The organism is Roseateles sp., from assembly GCF_039595295.1.
Lineage (GTDB): Bacteria > Pseudomonadota > Gammaproteobacteria > Burkholderiales > Burkholderiaceae_C > Roseateles.
Window position 1 is genome coordinate 108071 of the sequence record NZ_JBCNLU010000005.1, and the last position, 17494, is coordinate 125564.

Below are 17494 nucleotides of genomic sequence, written 5' to 3' on the forward strand. Positions count from 1 at the left end.
GATCCAGCAACAGCGGCGATTCAAGCGTGGTGCTACAGTTCTGCGCTTGTGACTAGAGGTCCTTCCCGTCCCCTTTTCTGGCAACAGCAAAGGCGGGTCGCAATCCGCCAACCGGTCAAGCCGTGTCGCGGAAGGTTTGTTAACCAGCCGATCGCCCTGGAAGCCGGGGCAGAGGTGAGCGAAAGATGATGCAGCAATACAGCTCGAACTCCTATCTGTTCGGGGGCAATGCGCCCTACGTCGAGGAGATGTACGAGCAATACCTGGACAACCCGGGCGCCGTGCCCGACAACTGGCGCGCCTACTTCGACGCGCTGCAGCATGTCCCCGCCGTTGACGGCAGCGACAAGCGCGACGTCCCCCACGCCCCCGTCGTCGAGTCCTTCGCGCAGCGCGCCAAGGCCAACGCCCTGGGCAACAAGGTCTCTTCCACCGAGCTGGAAGTCGCCGGCAAGCAGGTTCATGTCCAGTCGCTGATCGCCGCGTATCGCACGCTGGGCTCGCGCTGGGCCGACCTGGACCCGCTCAAGCGCACCGAGCGCCCCAAGATCGCGGAACTGGAACCGGCGTCCTACGGCCTGACCGAGGCCGACATGGACCGCACGTTCAGCGCGACCAACACCTATTTCACCAAGGCCGAGCGCATGACCCTGCGCGAGATCGTGCAGGCCCTGCGTGACACCTACTGCGGCTCCGTCGGCGCCGAGTTCATGCACGTCACCGAGCCGACCGAGAAGCGCTGGTGGCAGGAACGCCTGGAGGCGATCCGCAGCAAGCCGACCTACACGGCCGAGAAGAAGCAGCAGATCCTGGAGCGCCTGACGGCCGCCGAGGGCCTGGAACGCTACCTGCACACGAAGTACGTCGGCCAGAAGCGCTTCTCGCTGGAAGGCGGCGAGAGCTTCATCGTCTCCATGGACGAGCTGGTCAAGTGCGCCGGCGCCAAGGGCGTGCAGGAGATCGTCATCGGCATGGCCCACCGCGGCCGCCTGAACGTGCTGGTGAACACGCTGGGCAAGATGCCCAAGGACCTGTTCGCCGAGTTCGACCACACCGCGCCGGAAGATCTGCCCTCGGGCGACGTGAAGTACCACCAGGGCTTCTCCAGCGACGTGACCACCCCTGGCGGCCCCGTCCACCTGAGCCTGGCCTTCAACCCGTCGCACCTGGAGATCGTGAACCCGGTCGTCGAGGGCTCGGTCAAGGCCCGCATGGACCGCCGCGGCGACAAGACCGGCGAGCAGGTCCTGCCCGTGCTGGTGCACGGCGACGCGGCCTTCGCCGGCCAAGGCGTCGTGATGGAAACGCTGGCCCTGGCGCAGACGCGCGGCTACTACACCGGCGGCACCGTCCACATCGTCATCAACAACCAGATCGGCTTCACCACCAGCGACCCGCGCGACACCCGTTCGACGCTGTACTGCTCGGACGTCGTCAAGATGATCGAGGCCCCGGTGCTGCACGTGAACGGTGACGATCCGGAAGCCGTCGTGCTGTGCACGCAGCTGGCGCTGGAATACCGCCAGCAGTTCAAGAAGGACGTCGTCGTCGACATCGTCTGCTTCCGCAAGCTGGGCCACAACGAGCAGGACACGCCCGCGCTGACGCAGCCGCTGATGTACAAGAAGATCGGCCAGCACCCCGGCACGCGCAAGCTGTACGGCGAGAAGCTGGTGGCCCAGGGCGTCCTGGCCGCCGACGGTCCGGACGGCATGGTCAAGGCCTTCCGCGCCGCGATGGACGAAGGCCGTCACACCGTCGACCCGGTGCTGACCAACTTCAAGAGCAAGTACGCCACCGACTGGACCCCGTTCCTGGGCAAGAAGTGGACCGACAGCTGCGACACCGCGCTGCCGGTGGCGGAGTGGAAGCGCCTGGCCGAGAAGGTCACGACGCTGCCCGCCGGCTTCAAGGCCCACACCCTGGTGGAGAAGGTCATCGCCGACCGCGCCGCCATGGGCCGCGGCGACATCAACGTCGACTGGGGCATGGGCGAGCACATGGCCTTCGCGTCGCTGGTGGCCTCGGGCTACCCGGTGCGCCTGTCCGGCGAGGACTGCGGTCGCGGCACGTTCACGCACCGCCACGCCGTGCTGCACGACCAGAACCGCGAGCGCTTCGACGAAGGCATCTATATCCCGCTGCAGAACGTCGCGGAAGGTCAGGCCCCGTTCGTCGTGATCGACTCGATCCTGTCGGAAGAAGCGGTGCTCGGTTTCGAGTACGGCTACGCCGCCGCCGATCCGCACACGCTGACGATCTGGGAAGCCCAGTTCGGCGACTTCGTCAACGGCGCGCAGGTCGTCATCGATCAGTTCATCGCCTCGGGCGAAGTGAAGTGGGGCCGTGCCAACGGCCTGACGATGATGCTGCCGCACGGTTATGAAGGCCAGGGCCCCGAGCACAGCTCGGCCCGCCTGGAGCGCTTCATGCAGCTGGCCGCCGACAACAACATGCAGATCGTCCAGCCGACGAGCGCGTCGCAGATCTTCCATCTGCTGCGTCGCCAGATGCTGCGCATGTTCCGCAAGCCGCTGGTCATCCTGACGCCGAAGTCGCTGCTGCGCGCCAAGGACGCCACCTCCCCGGTGAGCGAGTTCACCAAGGGCGAGTTCCGCACCGTGATCGGCGAAGTGAACGCCGAAATCGACGCGAGCAAGGTCAAGCGCGTGATCGCCTGCTCGGGCAAGGTCGCCTACGACCTGATGAAGGCCCGCGGCGACAAGAAGGACGTCGCGATCATCCGCGTGGAACAGCTGTATCCGTTCCCGCACAAGGCCTTCGCGGCCGAGCTCAAGAAGTACCCCAACCTCGCCGAGATCGTGTGGTGCCAGGACGAGCCGCAGAACCAGGGCGCCTGGTTCTTCGTCCAGCATTACATCCACGAGAACATGGCCGACGGCCAGAAGCTCGGCTACGCCGGACGCCCGGCCTCGGCCTCGCCGGCCGTGGGCTATGCGCACCTGCACCAGGAGCAGCAGAAGGCGCTGCTGGAGCAGGCCTTCGGCAAGCTCAAGGGTTTCGTGCTGACCAAGTGAGTCATTGCGGACGCCGCGCGCCGCAATGACACCGGCGCCGGGGACGGGCACAACAAGCTCCCCGGCGACCGGCAGGCGCAAGGCTCCGGTTTACTGAAAAACCGAGAGAACAAACATCATGGCAATCGTTGAAGTCAAAGTCCCCCAGCTGTCCGAGTCGGTCGCCGAAGCGACCCTGCTCACGTGGAAGAAGAAGCCCGGCGAAGCCGTGGCGATCGATGAGATCCTGATCGAGATCGAGACCGACAAGGTCGTGCTGGAAGTGCCGGCCCCGTCCGCGGGCGTGCTGGCCGAGCTGGTCGTCGCCGACGGCGGCACGGTCACCTCGGATCAGGTCATCGCCAAGATCGACAGCGAAGGCAAGGCCGGCGCCGCCGCACCTGCCGCCGCTGCCCCGGCTCCGGCCGCCGCGGCTGCCGCGCCCGCCGCCGCTGCCGCCTCGTCGGACAGCAAGGCCGGCGTCGCGATGCCCGCCGCCGCCAAGATCATGGCCGACAACAACCTGCCCGCCGGCTCCGTCGCCGGTACCGGCAAGGATGGCCGCGTGACCAAGGGCGACGTCCTGGGCGCGATCGAAGGCGGCGCCAAGCCGGCCGTGATCCCCGCTCCGGTGCAGGCCCCGGCCGCTCCGGCCAAGGCGCCGCTGCAAGCCGTCGCCGCGCCCGTGGCCGCCAACCTGGGCGACCGCCCGGAACAGCGCGTCCCCATGAGCCGCCTGCGCGCCCGCATCGCCGAGCGCCTGCTGCAATCGCAGTCGACCAACGCCATCCTGACCACCTTCAACGAAGTGAACATGGCCCCGGTCATGGAGCTGCGCAAGAAGTTCCAGGACAGCTTCACCAAGGAGCACGGCACCAAGCTGGGCTTCATGAGCTTCTTCGTCAAGGCCGCGGTCCACGCGCTGAAGAAGTACCCGGTGCTGAACGCCTCGGTCGACGGCAACGACATCGTCTACCACGGCTACTTCGACATCGGTATCGCCGTCGGCTCGCCGCGCGGCCTGGTGGTGCCCATCCTGCGCAATGCGGACCAGATGAGCTTCGCCGACATCGAGAAGAAGATCGCCGAGTTCGGCAAGAAGGCCCAAGAGGGCAAGCTGGGCATCGAAGAGATGACCGGCGGCACCTTCTCCATCTCCAACGGCGGCACCTTCGGCTCCATGCTGTCGACGCCCATCATCAACCCGCCGCAATCGGCCATCCTGGGCGTGCATGCCACCAAGGACCGCGCCGTGGTCGAGAACGGCCAGATCGTGATCCGTCCGATCAACTACCTGGCGATGTCGTATGACCACCGCATCATCGACGGCCGCGAAGCCGTGCTGGGCCTGGTCGCGATGAAGGATGCGCTGGAAGATCCGGCCCGTCTCCTGTTCGACATCTGAGCCAAGGACGACACGACATGAGCAAGCAATTCGACGTCGTCGTCATCGGCGGCGGCCCCGGCGGCTACATCGCGGCGATCCGCGCGGCCCAGCTGGGCTTCAACACGGCCTGCATCGACGAGTGGAAGAACGACAAGGGCGGTCCCGCCCTCGGCGGCACCTGCACCAATGTCGGCTGCATCCCGTCCAAGGCCCTGCTGCAGTCCAGCGAGCACTTCGAGCACGCCGGCCACGGTTTCGCCGACCACGGCATCTCGATGAACGACCTGAAGATCGACATCGCCAAGATGATCGGTCGCAAGGACGCCGTCGTGAAGCAGAACAACGACGGCGTGCAGTACCTGTTCAAGAAGAACAAGGTCACGTTCTTCCACGGCCGCGGCTCCTTCGCCGCTGCCAAGGACGGCGCGTATGAGATCAAGGTCGCCGGCGCGGCCGAAGAGACCATCACCGCCAAGCACGTCATCGTGGCCACCGGCTCCAACGCCCGTCAGCTGCCCGGCGCGCCGTTCGACGAGGTGAACATCCTCTCGAACGACGGCGCGCTGCGCATCCCGGCCGTGCCGAAGAAGCTGGGCGTGATCGGCTCCGGCGTCATCGGCCTGGAAATGGGCTCGGTGTGGCGCCGTCTGGGCGCGGAAGTGACGATCCTGGAAGCGCTGCCCGCGTTCCTGGGCGCCGCCGACGAGTCCGTCGCCAAGGAAGCCGCCAAGGTCTTCAAGAAGCAGGGCCTGAACATCGAGCTGGGCGTGAAGATCTCGGCCGTCGAGAACGGCAAGGACAGCGTCACGGTGAAGTACACCGACGCCAAGGGCGCCGAGCAGTCGCTGGTGGTGGACAAGCTGATCGTCTCGATCGGCCGTACCGCCAACACCATCGGCCTGAACCCGGAAGCCGTCGGCCTGAAGCTGGACGAGCGCGGCGCGGTCATCGTCGACGACGAGTGCAAGACCAACCTGCCGAGCGTCTGGGCGATCGGTGACGTCGTGCGCGGCCCGATGCTGGCCCACAAGGCGGAAGAAGAGGGCGTCGCGGTCGCCGAGCGCATCGCCGGCCAGCACGGTCACGTCAACTTCAACACCATCCCCTGGGTCATCTACACCAGCCCCGAGATCGCGTGGGTCGGCCGCACCGAGCAGCAGCTCAAGGCCGACGGCGTGGCGTACAAGGCCGGTCAATTCCCCTTCCTGGCCAACGGCCGCGCGCGCGCGCTGGGCGACACGACCGGCTTCGTCAAGTTCCTGGCCGACGCCAAGACCGACGAGATCCTGGGCGTGCACATCATCGGCCCGATGGCCTCGGAGCTGATCTCCGAAGCCGTGGTGGCGATGGAATTCAAGGCCTCGGCCGAGGACATCGCCCGCATCTGCCACGCGCATCCGTCGCTGAGCGAAGCGACCAAGGAAGCGGCCCTGGCCGTGGACAAGCGCACGCTGAACTTCTGAGCCCCAAGGCTCGAAGCGCGCGACAAGCGCAAAGCAAAGGGGCGGCGACGAGTCGCCCTTTTTTCTTGATGCGGCGCCGGCCGTCCGGCGCCGCCCCGACCTGCGATCCGTGGAATGACCTCCGTCACCGAGCTCTATCAGCAGACCCTGGCCGAACGCGGCTACCAGGCCGATACGGCGCAGCTGCGCGCCGTCGCCGCGCTGCAGCGCTGCCAGGACGAATGGGCCGACTACAAGGCGCGCCGCTCCAACGCGTTCAGCAAGCTGCTGGTGCGGCCGCCGCTGCCGCGCGGCGTCTACATGTTCGGCGGGGTGGGGCGCGGCAAGAGCTTCCTGATGGACTGCTTCTTCCAGGCCGTGCCGCTGACGCGCAAGACCCGGCTGCACTTCCACGAGTTCATGCGCGAGGTGCACCGCGAGCTGCAGGAGCTCAAGGGCATCCAGGATCCGCTGGAGGAGCTGGGCAAGCGCATCGCGCGCCGCTTCCGGCTGATCTGCTTCGACGAGTTCCACGTCGCCGACGTCACCGACGCGATGATCCTGCATCGCTTGCTGGACGCGATGTTCCGCAACCGCGTTTCCATCGTGACCACGTCCAATTTCCATCCCGACGGGCTGTACCCGAACGGGCTGCACCGCGACCGCATCCTGCCGGCGATCGAGCTGCTCAAGGCCAATCTCGAGGTCATCAACGTCGACAACGGCACCGACTATCGCCAGCGTTCGCTCGAGCATGTCGAGCTCTATCACACGCCGCTGAACGAGCGCACCGAGCAGGCGCTGACCGAGGCCTTCGAATCGCTGGCCGAAGCGCGTGACGAGGACCCGGTGCTGCACATCGAGCACCGTGAGATCCGCTCGCGCCGCCGCGCCGGCGGCGTGGTGTGGTTCGACTTCTCGGTGCTGTGCGGCGGGCCGCGCTCGCAGAATGACTATCTGGAGCTGGCGACCCAGTTTCACACGGTGATCCTGTCCAACGTGCCGGCGATGCCGCCCAAGCTGGCCAGCGAGGCGCGCCGCTTCACGCTGCTGGTGGACGTGCTGTACGACCGGCGCTGCAAGCTGATCATCTCGGCGGCGGTGCCGGCCGAGCAGCTCTACACCGAAGGGCCGCTGGCGCACGAGTTCCCGCGCACGGTGTCGCGGCTGCAGGAGATGCAGTCGAAGGAGTACTTGGAACTCGAGCGCCGCAACGTGGATACATCGCTCACGTAAAACACGGGTTCATCAGGGAACATCCGGGCGGACCATTTCCAAAGTCACGCCCGGCGGATGCGATGATGGCGGTTATGATTCGCTCCGCTTTCGTCCTCGCTCCGCTGGCGCTGTGCGCGACCCTGATCTGCGTCTCCGGTCCCGTCCGGGCGGCCGATGCGTCCGCCGCGAGCGCCGCGGCGCCGGGCATGTCGAAGAAGGAACTCGACGCCGCGCGTCAGCGCGTCGAGAAGGAATACGCCGAGAAGGTGCGCGAATGCCGTCAGCGCTTCGTCGTCACCAGCTGTCTGGAAGACGCGCGCGACGAGCGCATCCGCTTGCTGCGCCCGCTGGATCGCGCCGAGCACCAGGTCAATGCCGAGGAGCGCCAACGCCGGGCCGCCGTCGCCCGTGAGCGCATCGAGCAGAAGGAGCGCGATGCTGCCGCCGAGGAGGCCAAGCGCAAGACCGAGTCGGTGAAGGCGGCCGAGCAACCGGTGGCGCCGCCGAAGGTCCCCGTGGCGCACACGCCGCGCGCGAATCCGGAGCTGCATCAGCGCCGTCAGGCGCAGCAGGAAGCCGCTGCGCAGGCCGAGGCCGCCAAGCGCCGCCAGGCCGCCGCTGAGCGCCGCAAGGACATCGCCGAACGCCAGCGCAAGGCGCAGGACCAGCAGGCCAAGCGTGTGGAGAAAGCGGCGTCCGGTGCCACGGCAGTGTCGCCGGGCGGCATCAAGACGCCCAAGCCGGCTCCGGCGCATCTGCCGCTGCCCTCGGCCTCCGACATCCAGGCCTTGCCCAAGCGCTGAATGAGCGCCCGGGGGCGCCCTCAAACACGAACGCCGGTCTGATGGACCGGCGTTCTTCATTGGGGAGAGGAGCGAGCGGCCCCAGCGGCCCGGGTGGGCAGGGCGCCCGCGTCGGCCTCAGCTGATGTGGTCGAGCCGCACGATCGCGATGGAGAGGTTGTCGCCGGATCCCTTGGCGCGCTGACGCGCCTTGTTGACCAGCAGCTCGGCGCCGTCGCGCGGCGGCAGGCTGTGCATGACCGTGCCGAGCTCGGCGGCGCTGAAGTAATGCCACAGACCGTCGCTGCAGGCCATCAGGCTGTCGCCGTGCTCGACCTGCTCGATCACGGATTCGACCGGCGTCGGTTCCTGGACCGTGCCCAGGCAGGCGGTCAGCAGGTTGGACTGCGGGTGGACCAGGGCCTCTTCCTCCGTGATCTGGCCCTCGTCGACCAGACGCTGCACGTAGGACTGGTCCAGCGAGCGTCCCACCATATTGGGCCCGCGGAAGTGATACAGCCGAGAGTCGCCGGTGTGGATCCAGAAGCAGCGCCGGTCGGCGGTGAGCAGATAGGCGGCCAGCGTGCTGTGCGGCTCCTCCTCCGCCGAGATCGCCGTCAAGCGGATCATCAGATGGGCCTCGGACACGATCTGGCGCAGCAGCTCGGCCTCGTCCTCCTCGCCGGGGACGAAGCGCTCGAACAGCTGCTGGGCGGTCAGGATGACCTGGTCGGCGGCCTTGCGTCCGCCGCTCTTGCCGCCCATGCCGTCGGCGACGATGCCGAGCACGCATCCGCTCTGACGCGGGTGGGCGATGATCTGGACCTGGTCCTGCTGGTACAGGCGATCGCCGCGATGGATGCCGGTGGCGGCGCTGAGGCGAAAGCCTGGGGTGGTGCGACTCATCCCAAAACTATAATCGCGCGGCTCGGCCTCCCGGTCGAGTGGTTCCCCATCCATGGATGAACAACTTCACTCTCCAGCCCGACGTCTGATCGAATTGCGCATGGCGCATGCCGAGCTGGATGGCCGTATCGACGCGCTCGCCGCCCCGGTGCTCGACCAGCCCGGCGACGACCTGACCCTGCGTCGCCTGAAGAAGCAGCGTCTGGCCCTGCGCGACGAGATCGCGCGGCTGGAGCGGGCCAGCGACCCCGATGAGCCGGCCTGATCACGACCCCTGCGACGACCGCAACGCCACCGCTCCTGTTCCCGATGCCCCTCGCGTCGACAGCCGCGATGGCGATGCCGTCGATGACGATGCGGCGGCGCTGATGGCCGACGCACCCTGGGCCTCGGCGCTGGCCGAGGGGGCGCCGCTCGCCGCGTCGCGGGCCCGGGATGCGGCGGAAGAGCGCCGACCCGGCGAGCTCGAGCAATCCGTCGTCGCGGCTTTTGACGCTGGCGGCCCCTTGTCCCGCCATGACCCCGGCTACTCGCCGCGCGAGCCGCAGCAGCGCATGGCGCTGGCCGTCGCGCAGGCGATCGCCGGCCGCGACACGCTGGTGGTCGAGGCCGGCACCGGCGTCGGCAAGACCTTCGCCTATCTGGTGCCGGCGCTGCTCGCGGGAGGCCGCACGCTGATCAGCACCGCGACCAAGAGCCTGCAGGATCAGCTCTTCATGCGCGACCTGCCCCGGCTGTTGGACACTTTCTCGCTGCCGCTGCGCGCCGCGCTGCTGAAAGGGCGGGGCAGCTATCTCTGCCTGCATCGCCTGGAGCAGGCCCGGCACAGCGCCGAGCTGCCCGACCGCCGCGCCGTCGCGCAACTGGCCCGCATCGAGCGCTGGGCGATCGAGACCCACACCGGCGACTTCTCCGAGATCGACGGCATGGACGAGCGCTCGCCCATCATCCCCATCGTCAGCTCGACACGCGACAACTGCCTGGGCACCGACTGCCCGAGCTATCGCGACTGCCACGTCGTCAAGGCGCGCCGCGAGGCGATGGAAGCCGACTTGGTCGTCGTCAATCACCACCTGTTCTTCGCCGATCTGGTGCTGCGCGACAGCGGCGTGGCGGAGCTGCTGCCCAGCGTCGAGGTGGCGATCTTCGACGAGGCGCATCAGCTGCCCGAGGCCGGCCTGAACTTCCTGGGCCGCGCGCTGGGCAGCGCGCAGATGTTTGACTTCGCCAAGGACATGCTCGCGCAGGGCCTGTCGCAGGCGCGCGGTCTGCAGGAGTGGCAGGAAATTGCCGGCGGCGTCGAGCGCGCCGCGCGCGCGCTGCGACTGGCCTGCGCCGGTGGCCGCGATCTGCGCGGCATGCTCAAGCTGCGCTGGACCGAATGCGCCGGCCGCACCGATTTCGACACGGCGCTGGGACTGGTCGCACAAGCGCTGGAGCTGAGCGTCGACGCGCTGGCCACGGTGATGGAGGTCGGCCCCGATCTCGCGCGGCTGCACGAGCGCTCGGTCGAGCTCTACAAGTCGTCGCAGCTCTTTGCGCGCGATCCCGATCCTGGCGCGGTGCGCTGGGTCGATGTCGGCACGCACCAGGTGCGCATGATCGAGTCGCCGCTGGACATTCGCGAGGCCATGCAGGAAGCGCTCGCCAGCACGCCCAAGGCTTGGGTGTTCACCTCGGCGACGCTGGGGGAGGGCGAGGACCTTGGCTGGTTCACCGAGCCCGCCGGCCTCGGCGACGCGCGGACGCTGCGGGTCGGCAGTCCCTTCGACTATCCGGCGCATGCGCGGCTCTACGTGCCCAAGCATTTCCCCAAGCCCTCCGAGCCCGATCACGGCGAGTCCGTCGGTTGGCTGGGGGCGCGTTTGGCGGCGAAGCTGGGCGGCCGGACCTTCATCCTGACGACGACGCTGCGTCAGCTGCAGGTCGTCTCCGAGGTGCTGCGCCAGCGCTTCGAGGAGGGCGGGCATCGCATCGAGGTGCTGGTCCAGGGCACGATGCCCAAGCGGCAGCTGCTGCAGCAGTTCGTCGAGCAGCCGGCTTCGGTGCTGGTCGGCTCGGCCAGTTTCTGGGAGGGCATCGACGTGCCCGGCGATGCGCTGCAATGCGTGCTCATCGACAAGCTGCCCTTCCCGCCGCCCAACGATCCGCTGGTCGAGGCGCGCGTTGCGCGGCTGGAGGCCGAGGGCCGCAATCCCTTCATGGAGTACTTCGTCGCCGAAGCCGCCATCGCGCTGAAGCAGGGCGCCGGCCGCCTGATCCGCACCGAGACCGATCGTGGTCTGCTGGTCGTCTGCGACCCGCGGCTGGCGGGCTCGCATTACGGGAAGCGCCTGCGCGAGGCGCTCCCCCCGATGACGCAAGTGCCCGACGAGGCGACCGCCCAGGCGTGGCTCGCCGAGCTCAAGGCCTCGCACGAGGAATGAAAAAGCCCGCTCGAAGCGGGCTTCAAAACAACCGTCGATGCGGCGATCTGGTGGGCTGAAAGCTTGCCAGACTAGGCGGGAGGGTCCGCCGCATAGCAGCGCTATGCAAGGTCCCGAGCAACGACGTACGGCGGGCTTTCAGCTCACCAGATCTGCCACCAGGCGCGATCCTTGGGCTTGGCCTTTCCAGTCGTCAGATACGTGCTGTCCGGGAAGCTCGCCGCGAGCACGCGCCTCGAGTCATCCCGCAGCTGTTGCATGCCCAGCTTGTCGTAGCTCTGGGTCATCAGGAACAGCGCCTCCTCGAGCGCCGGGGCGTGCTGGAACTCCAGCAGCGCGGACTGCGCGCGGTTGGCCGCGGCGAGATACGCCCCGCGGTTGTAGTAGTAGCGCGCCACGTGCACCTCGTAGGCGGCCAGGCTGTTGGTGATGTAGTCGATGCGGATGCGGCCGTCCGCAGCGTATTTGGACTCCGGGAACTGCTCCACCAGCTGCTTGAACGCCTGCATCGAGTCGCGCGCGGCCTGCTGGTCCCGCTCGCTGATGTCCTGGCGGGCGATGCGGCCGAACAGGCCCAGGTCGTCGTTGAAGTTGACCAGGCCCTTCATGTACAGCGCGTAATCCAGCGCCGGGCTGGACGGGTTGAGCTTGATGAAGCGGTCCAGCACCGTCACGGCCTGCACGCGCTCGCCGCTCTTGTAGTTGGCCCAGGCCAGATCGAGCTGCGCCTGCTGGCCCAGCGTCGTGCCGGCGGCGCGGCCCTCGATGCGCTCCAGCGTCTTGATCGCCCTGTCGTAGGAGCCGGAGATCATGTCCTCCTTGGCCTCTGCGTACAATTTCTCCAGGCTGGCCTGGGAATTCGGGTCTTCTTTGGGAGGCGACGAACAGGCCGCCAGCCCCAGCACCGCGGCCGACGCGGCGCTCAGCGCCACGGCACGCCAAGCGGAACGCCAGGATCCGGACGCTTCACGCGTTTCACGCGAAGCTTCAGCCGACAGGCCGGTCCGGCGGCGCAACACCCAAGTCTCGATCATGGTCCACAGGGCGCGCGATACAGCGGCCCGCATCAGAAATTGGAGCGGCGATTATATGGTTCAGGCCGACCCCACCCCGGCGCCCGAGGACGGGCTTTACCCGGGGACACCGGCAGGCCCCCGAGCCCTCGGCGATGAGATGCCCGGCGAGGACGCGCAGGACGTCGGCGCCGATGCGCCCGAGCGCCGCGAGGCCGAGGCCGGACGCGACGAGATCGCCATGCGGCTGGACAAGTGGCTGGTGCAGCTGGCGCCGGAGTTCTCGCGCAACCACCTGCAAGGGCTGATCGAGCGCGGCTGCGTGACGCTGGACGGCCAGGTTGCCACGCACGCGTCGCGCAAGCCCCGGCTGGGGCAGCGCCTGGTCATCGAGCTGGTCCCGACGGAGGAGGCGCTGGCCTTTCGCGCGCAACCGCTGGATCTGGACATCCTCTTCGAGGACGAGCACCTGCTGGTGGTGAACAAGCCGGCCGGGCTGGTGGTCCATCCGGCAGCGGGCAACTGGTCCGGCACGCTGATGAACGGGCTGCTCGCGCATCACGCCGGCGCCGCGACGCTGCCGCGCGCGGGCATCGTGCACCGGCTGGACAAGGACACCTCGGGCCTGATGGTGGTCGGCAAGACGCTGCCGGCGGTGACCGCGCTGGTGCGGATGATCGCCGCCCGCGAGGTCCGTCGCGAGTATCTGGCCCTGGCCCACGGCCGCACGCCGGACGAGTGGACCGTCGACGCGCCCATCGGCCGCGATCCGCAGTCGCGCACCCGCATGGCGGTGGTCGGCAGCGGCAAGCCCGCGCGGACCGATTTCTACCAGCTGGCCGAAGGGCAGTGGCAGGACGCGCGCGAACTCAGCCGGACGGTGTCGGCCCTGCATTGCGTGCTGCACTCGGGGCGGACCCACCAGATCCGCGTCCATGCCGCGTATCGCGGGCATCCGCTGGTGTCGGACGCCTTGTACGGCGGGGCCGAGGCGCTGGGCGTGTCGCGCCAGGCGCTGCATGCGGCGCGGCTCTCGTTCGAGCATCCGATCACCGGCTCGGCGCTGCGTTTCGAGGCCCCGCTTCCGGCGGAGTTGGCGTCGGCTTGGCGCCTCGCGGGTTTGCCCGATCCGGCCTTCTGAGGAGAGTCGCGCGGCTCGCGCTACAATGCGAGCCAGTTTTGCGCGAAGACGCGTCGGGGAAGCAGTCCAGATCCCGCGCGCAGCGCCCGAGCCGAGGTCCGTGTCGTCGACCGCCCGCGGCTCCCGTCCCTTCGGCAGGGCCCGCGCGACGCGGCCGCCGGCGGCACAGAACGCTCCAAGCAAGCAGATCGAAACAGTTCCGCGCGGCCCGTAGCCGCCGCCGGCTCGACATGGCGACACACACCGATTTGACCGGCCCCGAGGCCGGCTTCATGAGCTGAGCCCATGAACACGCAGGAGGCCAAGCGAGTTCTGGAAACCGCCTTGCTGTGCGCCCAGGCGCCGCTGACGCTGCGCGACATGCGCGCGCTGTTCGCGGACGAGCTCAACGCGGACAGCTTGCGGTCGCTGCTCGACGAGCTGCTGCGAGAGTGGGAAGGGCGGGGGATCGAGCTGGTGGCGCTGTCTTCGGGCTGGCGCTTCCAGAGCCGGCCGGAGATGCGCGAGCAACTGGATCGGCTGAATCCGGAGAAGCCGCCCAAGTATTCGCGGGCGGTGCTGGAGACGCTGGCGATCATCGCCTACCGTCAACCGGTGACGCGCGGCGACATCGAGGACATCCGCGGCGTGGTGGTGGCGACCCCCATCATCAAGCAGCTGGAGGATCGGAACTGGATCGAGGTCATCGGTCATCGCGAGGCGCCCGGCCGGCCGGCGCTGTTCGCGACGACCAAGCAGTTCCTGGATGATCTGGGGCTGCACTCGCTGGAGCAGCTGCCCGCGTTGATTCAGGGCGGCGATCCGACGCAGATCCCGGGCGCGTTGCAGGCCTCGCTGCTGGACGAGCCGCCGGGCGACGTGGTGGTCGAGGTCGAGCCCGAGGCTCAGCCGGCGGCGACCGCGTCGACCGAGGCGACCAGGGAGGATGAGGCGGCCGAAGGCGCGCAGACCCGGGCATCCGACGTGCCGGACGCTGTGGCGCCGCAGGCGGAGAACGGGACGGCGGACGAGGTCACGAGCCTCGACGCCGACGCCCAAGCCCCGGCGCAAGCCGAGGCAGCAGGGGAAGAGGCGGCGACCACTGACGCCGCGCCCGAGCAAGACACCGAGGCCGGTGTCGGAACCGAAGCCGAGGAGGGCGACGGCTCCGAAGCTGGTACCCAGGCCGCGAATCCCACGGCCGACGACATCGCGATCGACGCCGAAGCCGGCGCCGATCACGCCACCGACAAGCCGGCCGCCCTGCGCGGGCCGGGCGAAGAACCACAGGCTGGGGCCGTCAACCCCGAGTCCACATGAGCGCCCCGGGAAGGGGCCGTGTCCACCGCTGACAAGGTGCAAGCCGACACATGAATTCCAACGATATCGACGATTCCAAGCCCGACTCGCTGACGGCCTCCACGCCCGACGCCCCGTCCGAGGCGCCCGCCAAGCCCAAGCGCACCCGCAAGACCGCCGCGCCGGCCGAGCCCGTGACCGAGGCCTCCGCGGAGGCGCCGGCCGAGGCTGCGCCCAAGCCGCGCGCGCGCCGCAAGACGGCCGCCGCGGAGGCGCCGGTCGAAGCTGCCGCGCCAGCCGCTCCGGTCGAGGTCGCCCCGGCGGACGCCGAGGCGCCCGCCAAGCCCAAGCGCCGCACGACGCGCGCCAAGGTCGCCGAAACGGCCGAAGCGGAGGCCGTTCCGGTCGAAGGCGTGCCGGTGGCAACGGTCGAGGTCTCCCCCGCGCCGGTGTCGCCGGTGGCCGAGGCTGTGGGCGAACTGGTCGCCCACGAGGCGTCGGTTGAAGCCGGTCCCGCGATGGGTGCAGGCGGCGATGAGCCGCAAGGCGAGCGCGAAGGCCGTGGCCGCAACCGTCGCCGCCGCGGTCGCGACGGCCGTGAGCCCCGCGAAGGTCAATCCGACCAGCAAGCTCAGCAGGCGCCGCAGGGTCAGGGCCAGCAGGCTCGTCAACCCGCCGGTGAACTCGACGGTGCAGCGCCTCGGGCGGACGACGCCCAGCTCCAAGCCGAGGCGCAAGACCGCTTCAACGCGCTGATCTCGGGTGAGTTCGACGCCGATGTCGACGGCGAGACCGGTGCGCCGGTCGAGGCCTTCGAGGTCGCTGCCGACGACGGATCGGTCGACGACGGTGCCGAAGGTGTCGATCAACCTGCCAAGCGCGTGCTGGCCCCCGATGCTGACGCGCCCAAGCTGCAGAAGGTGCTGGCGCAAGCCGGTGTCGGCTCGCGCCGCGATATCGAGGACATGATCGCCAAGGGTCAGATCACCGTGAACGGTGAAGTCGCCCACGTCGGTCAGCGCATTTCCTACGGCGACCGCGTGGCGGTGGCCGGCAAGCCGATCAAGGTCCGCATCGCTCCGGTGGCGCCCCGCATCCTGGCTTATCACAAGCCGGTCGGCGAGGTTGCGACCTTCAACGATCCGGAAGGTCGTCCGACGGTGTTCCGCAACCTGCCGCGCCTGCCGCAAGGCAAATGGCAATCGGTCGGTCGCCTGGACCTGAACACCGAAGGTCTGCTGCTGTTCACCAACTCCGGTGAACTGGCGAACCAGCTGATGCATCCCCGCTTCGGCGTGGAGCGCGAGTACGCGGTGCGCGTGCTGGGCTCGCTGAGCAAGGACCAGAAGGACAAGCTGCTGGCCGGCGTCGAGGTCGAAGGCCAGCAAGCCAGCTTCAAGAGCATCGTGGACGGCGGCGGCGAAGGCGTGAACCGCTGGTATCGCGTCGTCATCACCGAAGGCCGCAACCGCGAAGTCCGCAAGCTGTTCGAGACCGTGGGCCTGGCGGTCAGCCGCCTGATCCGCATCCGTTACGGCACGGTGGTGCTGCCGCGCGGCCTGCGCCGCGGCGTCTACATCGAATTGGGCGACGCGGATGTCCGCGTCATCCGCCAACTGGCCGGCAACGAGCCGCGCGAGCAACGCGCCGATCGCAACAACCGCAACGAGCGCGACAAGCAGCGCCGCCGCGGCAACAGCGGCGGACCGCGTCCGAGCCGTCCGGAGTCGTCGCGCAACGAGCAGCGCGGCGATCGTCAGGATCGTGGCGACCGCAATGATCGTCCCGATCGCGGCGATCGTGGTGATCGCGGCGAGCGCAACGATCAGCGCGTTCAGCAGCAACAGCATCAGGCGCGTCCGCAGCAGCAGGACCGCGACCGCCGTCGCAGCGACGAGGATGATGAAGACTTCATCCCCAAGCACATCAATCCGCTGGAGCAGACCTTCGACCGTCGCTTCGCCACCGGCAGCAAGCGCATTCCGCAGGGCTTCGGCCGTGGCGGCAGCGACCCGAGCCACAACCAGAACCAGGGCGGCGGCAACAAGCGCGGCCCCGGCGGCGAGCGTCAACCGGACCCGATGAAGACCTCGATCGGCTACATCGGCGCCGACGCCTTCATCAACCGGGGCAATCGCGGCGGTCGTCGCGGTGGCGGCGGTGGTGGAGGCGGCGGCGGCCGCGGTCGCCGCTGATTTCCTGTGGGCCACGTCGACATCCACGTCGGGGTGGCGCCCCGGTGATGCCTTGACGGCGTCCCTTTGCCGAAACCATCCCGATGCGCCATGGCTCATCGGGAGGATCCGGGTGGCCCCGGTTGACAACGAGATGTCACCGGGGGCTTGACTTCACGCAGTACAATGCCCGGCTTTGCCAAGCCCAAGATTCTCAAGGAAAAGACATGGCCATCGAACGCACCCTCTCCATCATCAAGCCCGATGCCGTGGCCAAGAACGTCATCGGCCAGATCTACTCGCGCTTTGAAGGCGCCGGCCTGAAGATCATCGCCTCCAAGCAGAAGCAGCTGTCGCGCGCCGAAGCCGAAGCGTTCTACGCCGTGCACAAGGCCCGTCCGTTCTTCAACGACCTGGTCTCGTTCATGATCTCCGGCCCGGTGCAGATCCAGGTTCTGGAAGGCGAAGGCGCCATCCTGAAGAACCGCGACCTGATGGGTGCGACCGATCCGAAGAAGGCCGAGAAGGGCACCATCCGCGCCGACTTCGCCGAGAGCATCGACGCGAACGCCGTGCACGGCTCGGACGCTCCCGAGACCGCCGCCGTCGAAGTGGCGTTCTTCTTCTCCGGTCTGGAAATCAACGCCCGCTGAACTGGGCAACGCCTCTGACCCTCGGGGCCACGAGGCCCTTGAGAAAGAGGAACGCAT

The 17494-nt window shown here is 68.4% G+C and carries 13 protein-coding genes; 11 read left to right on the forward strand and 2 right to left on the reverse strand.

Annotated features, from left to right (window positions below; genetic code table 11):
- The first annotated feature begins 185 nt into the window (after positions 1-185).
- From ABDW59_RS05830 to ABDW59_RS05850, 5 genes are all read left to right on the forward strand, one after another.
- On the forward strand, positions 186-3038 hold the full coding sequence (locus tag ABDW59_RS05830) for a 2-oxoglutarate dehydrogenase E1 component (protein ID WP_343628581.1): 2853 nt from the start codon (positions 186-188) through the stop codon (positions 3036-3038).
- Between the two features lie 118 nt (positions 3039-3156).
- Positions 3157-4422, forward strand: coding sequence for a 2-oxoglutarate dehydrogenase complex dihydrolipoyllysine-residue succinyltransferase (gene odhB / locus ABDW59_RS05835; RefSeq protein WP_343628582.1), 1266 nt, complete (start codon positions 3157-3159; stop codon positions 4420-4422).
- 17 nt (positions 4423-4439) lie between these two features.
- Entirely contained in the window at positions 4440-5867 is a 1428-nt protein-coding gene (gene lpdA, locus ABDW59_RS05840) for a dihydrolipoyl dehydrogenase (protein ID WP_343628583.1), read from the forward strand.
- A gap of 114 nt (positions 5868-5981) precedes the next feature.
- A complete protein-coding gene (gene zapE, locus ABDW59_RS05845) occupies positions 5982-7082 on the forward strand; it encodes a cell division protein ZapE (RefSeq protein WP_343628584.1) in 1101 nt (366 codons plus the stop codon).
- Between the two features lie 74 nt (positions 7083-7156).
- A complete protein-coding gene (locus tag ABDW59_RS05850) occupies positions 7157-7867 on the forward strand; it encodes a hypothetical protein (protein ID WP_343628585.1) in 711 nt (236 codons plus the stop codon).
- 117 nt (positions 7868-7984) lie between these two features.
- Here ABDW59_RS05850 and ABDW59_RS05855 read toward each other — a convergent pair whose 3' ends face one another.
- A complete protein-coding gene (locus ABDW59_RS05855; protein ID WP_343628587.1) occupies positions 7985-8752 on the reverse strand; it encodes a protein phosphatase 2C domain-containing protein in 768 nt (255 codons plus the stop codon).
- A gap of 52 nt (positions 8753-8804) precedes the next feature.
- On the opposite strand from ABDW59_RS05855, the gene ABDW59_RS05860 reads away from it, so the two are divergent.
- On the forward strand, positions 8805-9017 hold the full coding sequence (locus tag ABDW59_RS05860) for a YdcH family protein (protein WP_343628588.1): 213 nt from the start codon (positions 8805-8807) through the stop codon (positions 9015-9017).
- Positions 9004-11178, forward strand: a complete 2175-nt coding sequence (locus ABDW59_RS05865; protein ID WP_343628590.1) for an ATP-dependent DNA helicase — start codon at positions 9004-9006, stop codon at positions 11176-11178. The genes ABDW59_RS05860 and ABDW59_RS05865 overlap by 14 nt, the downstream gene beginning before the upstream one ends.
- A 143-nt stretch (positions 11179-11321) precedes the next feature.
- Here the strand turns inward: ABDW59_RS05865 and ABDW59_RS05870 are convergent, their stop codons facing one another.
- A complete protein-coding gene (locus ABDW59_RS05870; protein ID WP_343628592.1) occupies positions 11322-12212 on the reverse strand; it encodes an outer membrane protein assembly factor BamD in 891 nt (296 codons plus the stop codon).
- A 139-nt stretch (positions 12213-12351) separates the two neighbouring features.
- Between ABDW59_RS05870 and ABDW59_RS05875 the strand changes: the two genes are divergently transcribed.
- The 4 genes from ABDW59_RS05875 (at position 12352) to ndk (ending at position 17437) form a co-directional block, all read left to right on the forward strand.
- Positions 12352-13332 carry an RluA family pseudouridine synthase gene (locus tag ABDW59_RS05875; RefSeq protein WP_343628594.1) on the forward strand — a complete coding sequence of 327 codons (981 nt, stop codon included), beginning with the start codon at positions 12352-12354 and terminating at the stop codon, positions 13330-13332.
- 285 nt (positions 13333-13617) lie between these two features.
- Positions 13618-14631, forward strand: a complete 1014-nt coding sequence (gene scpB, locus ABDW59_RS05880; RefSeq protein WP_343628595.1) for an SMC-Scp complex subunit ScpB — start codon at positions 13618-13620, stop codon at positions 14629-14631.
- A 50-nt stretch (positions 14632-14681) separates the two neighbouring features.
- The gene (locus ABDW59_RS05885) at positions 14682-16805 is read left to right on the forward strand and encodes a pseudouridine synthase (protein WP_343628596.1); all 2124 of its coding nucleotides are present in this window, start codon (positions 14682-14684) and stop codon (positions 16803-16805) included.
- Between the two features lie 206 nt (positions 16806-17011).
- On the forward strand, positions 17012-17437 hold the full coding sequence (gene ndk / locus ABDW59_RS05890) for a nucleoside-diphosphate kinase (RefSeq protein WP_343628597.1): 426 nt from the start codon (positions 17012-17014) through the stop codon (positions 17435-17437).
- Positions 17438-17494 lie beyond the last annotated feature (57 nt).

Coding starts and splice junctions, on each gene's coding strand:
- ABDW59_RS05830 (WP_343628581.1), top strand. CDS start 186: ATGATGCAGCAATACAGCTCGAACTCCTATCTGTTCGGGGGCAATGCG.
- odhB (WP_343628582.1), top strand. CDS start 3,157: ATGGCAATCGTTGAAGTCAAAGTCCCCCAGCTGTCCGAGTCGGTCGCC.
- lpdA (WP_343628583.1), top strand. CDS start 4,440: ATGAGCAAGCAATTCGACGTCGTCGTCATCGGCGGCGGCCCCGGCGGC.
- zapE (WP_343628584.1), top strand. CDS start 5,982: ATGACCTCCGTCACCGAGCTCTATCAGCAGACCCTGGCCGAACGCGGC.
- ABDW59_RS05850 (WP_343628585.1), top strand. CDS start 7,157: ATGATTCGCTCCGCTTTCGTCCTCGCTCCGCTGGCGCTGTGCGCGACC.
- ABDW59_RS05855 (WP_343628587.1), bottom strand. CDS start 8,752: ATGAGTCGCACCACCCCAGGCTTTCGCCTCAGCGCCGCCACCGGCATC.
- ABDW59_RS05860 (WP_343628588.1), top strand. CDS start 8,805: ATGGATGAACAACTTCACTCTCCAGCCCGACGTCTGATCGAATTGCGC.
- ABDW59_RS05865 (WP_343628590.1), top strand. CDS start 9,004: ATGAGCCGGCCTGATCACGACCCCTGCGACGACCGCAACGCCACCGCT.
- ABDW59_RS05870 (WP_343628592.1), bottom strand. CDS start 12,212: ATGATCGAGACTTGGGTGTTGCGCCGCCGGACCGGCCTGTCGGCTGAA.
- ABDW59_RS05875 (WP_343628594.1), top strand. CDS start 12,352: ATGCCCGGCGAGGACGCGCAGGACGTCGGCGCCGATGCGCCCGAGCGC.
- scpB (WP_343628595.1), top strand. CDS start 13,618: ATGAACACGCAGGAGGCCAAGCGAGTTCTGGAAACCGCCTTGCTGTGC.
- ABDW59_RS05885 (WP_343628596.1), top strand. CDS start 14,682: ATGAATTCCAACGATATCGACGATTCCAAGCCCGACTCGCTGACGGCC.
- ndk (WP_343628597.1), top strand. CDS start 17,012: ATGGCCATCGAACGCACCCTCTCCATCATCAAGCCCGATGCCGTGGCC.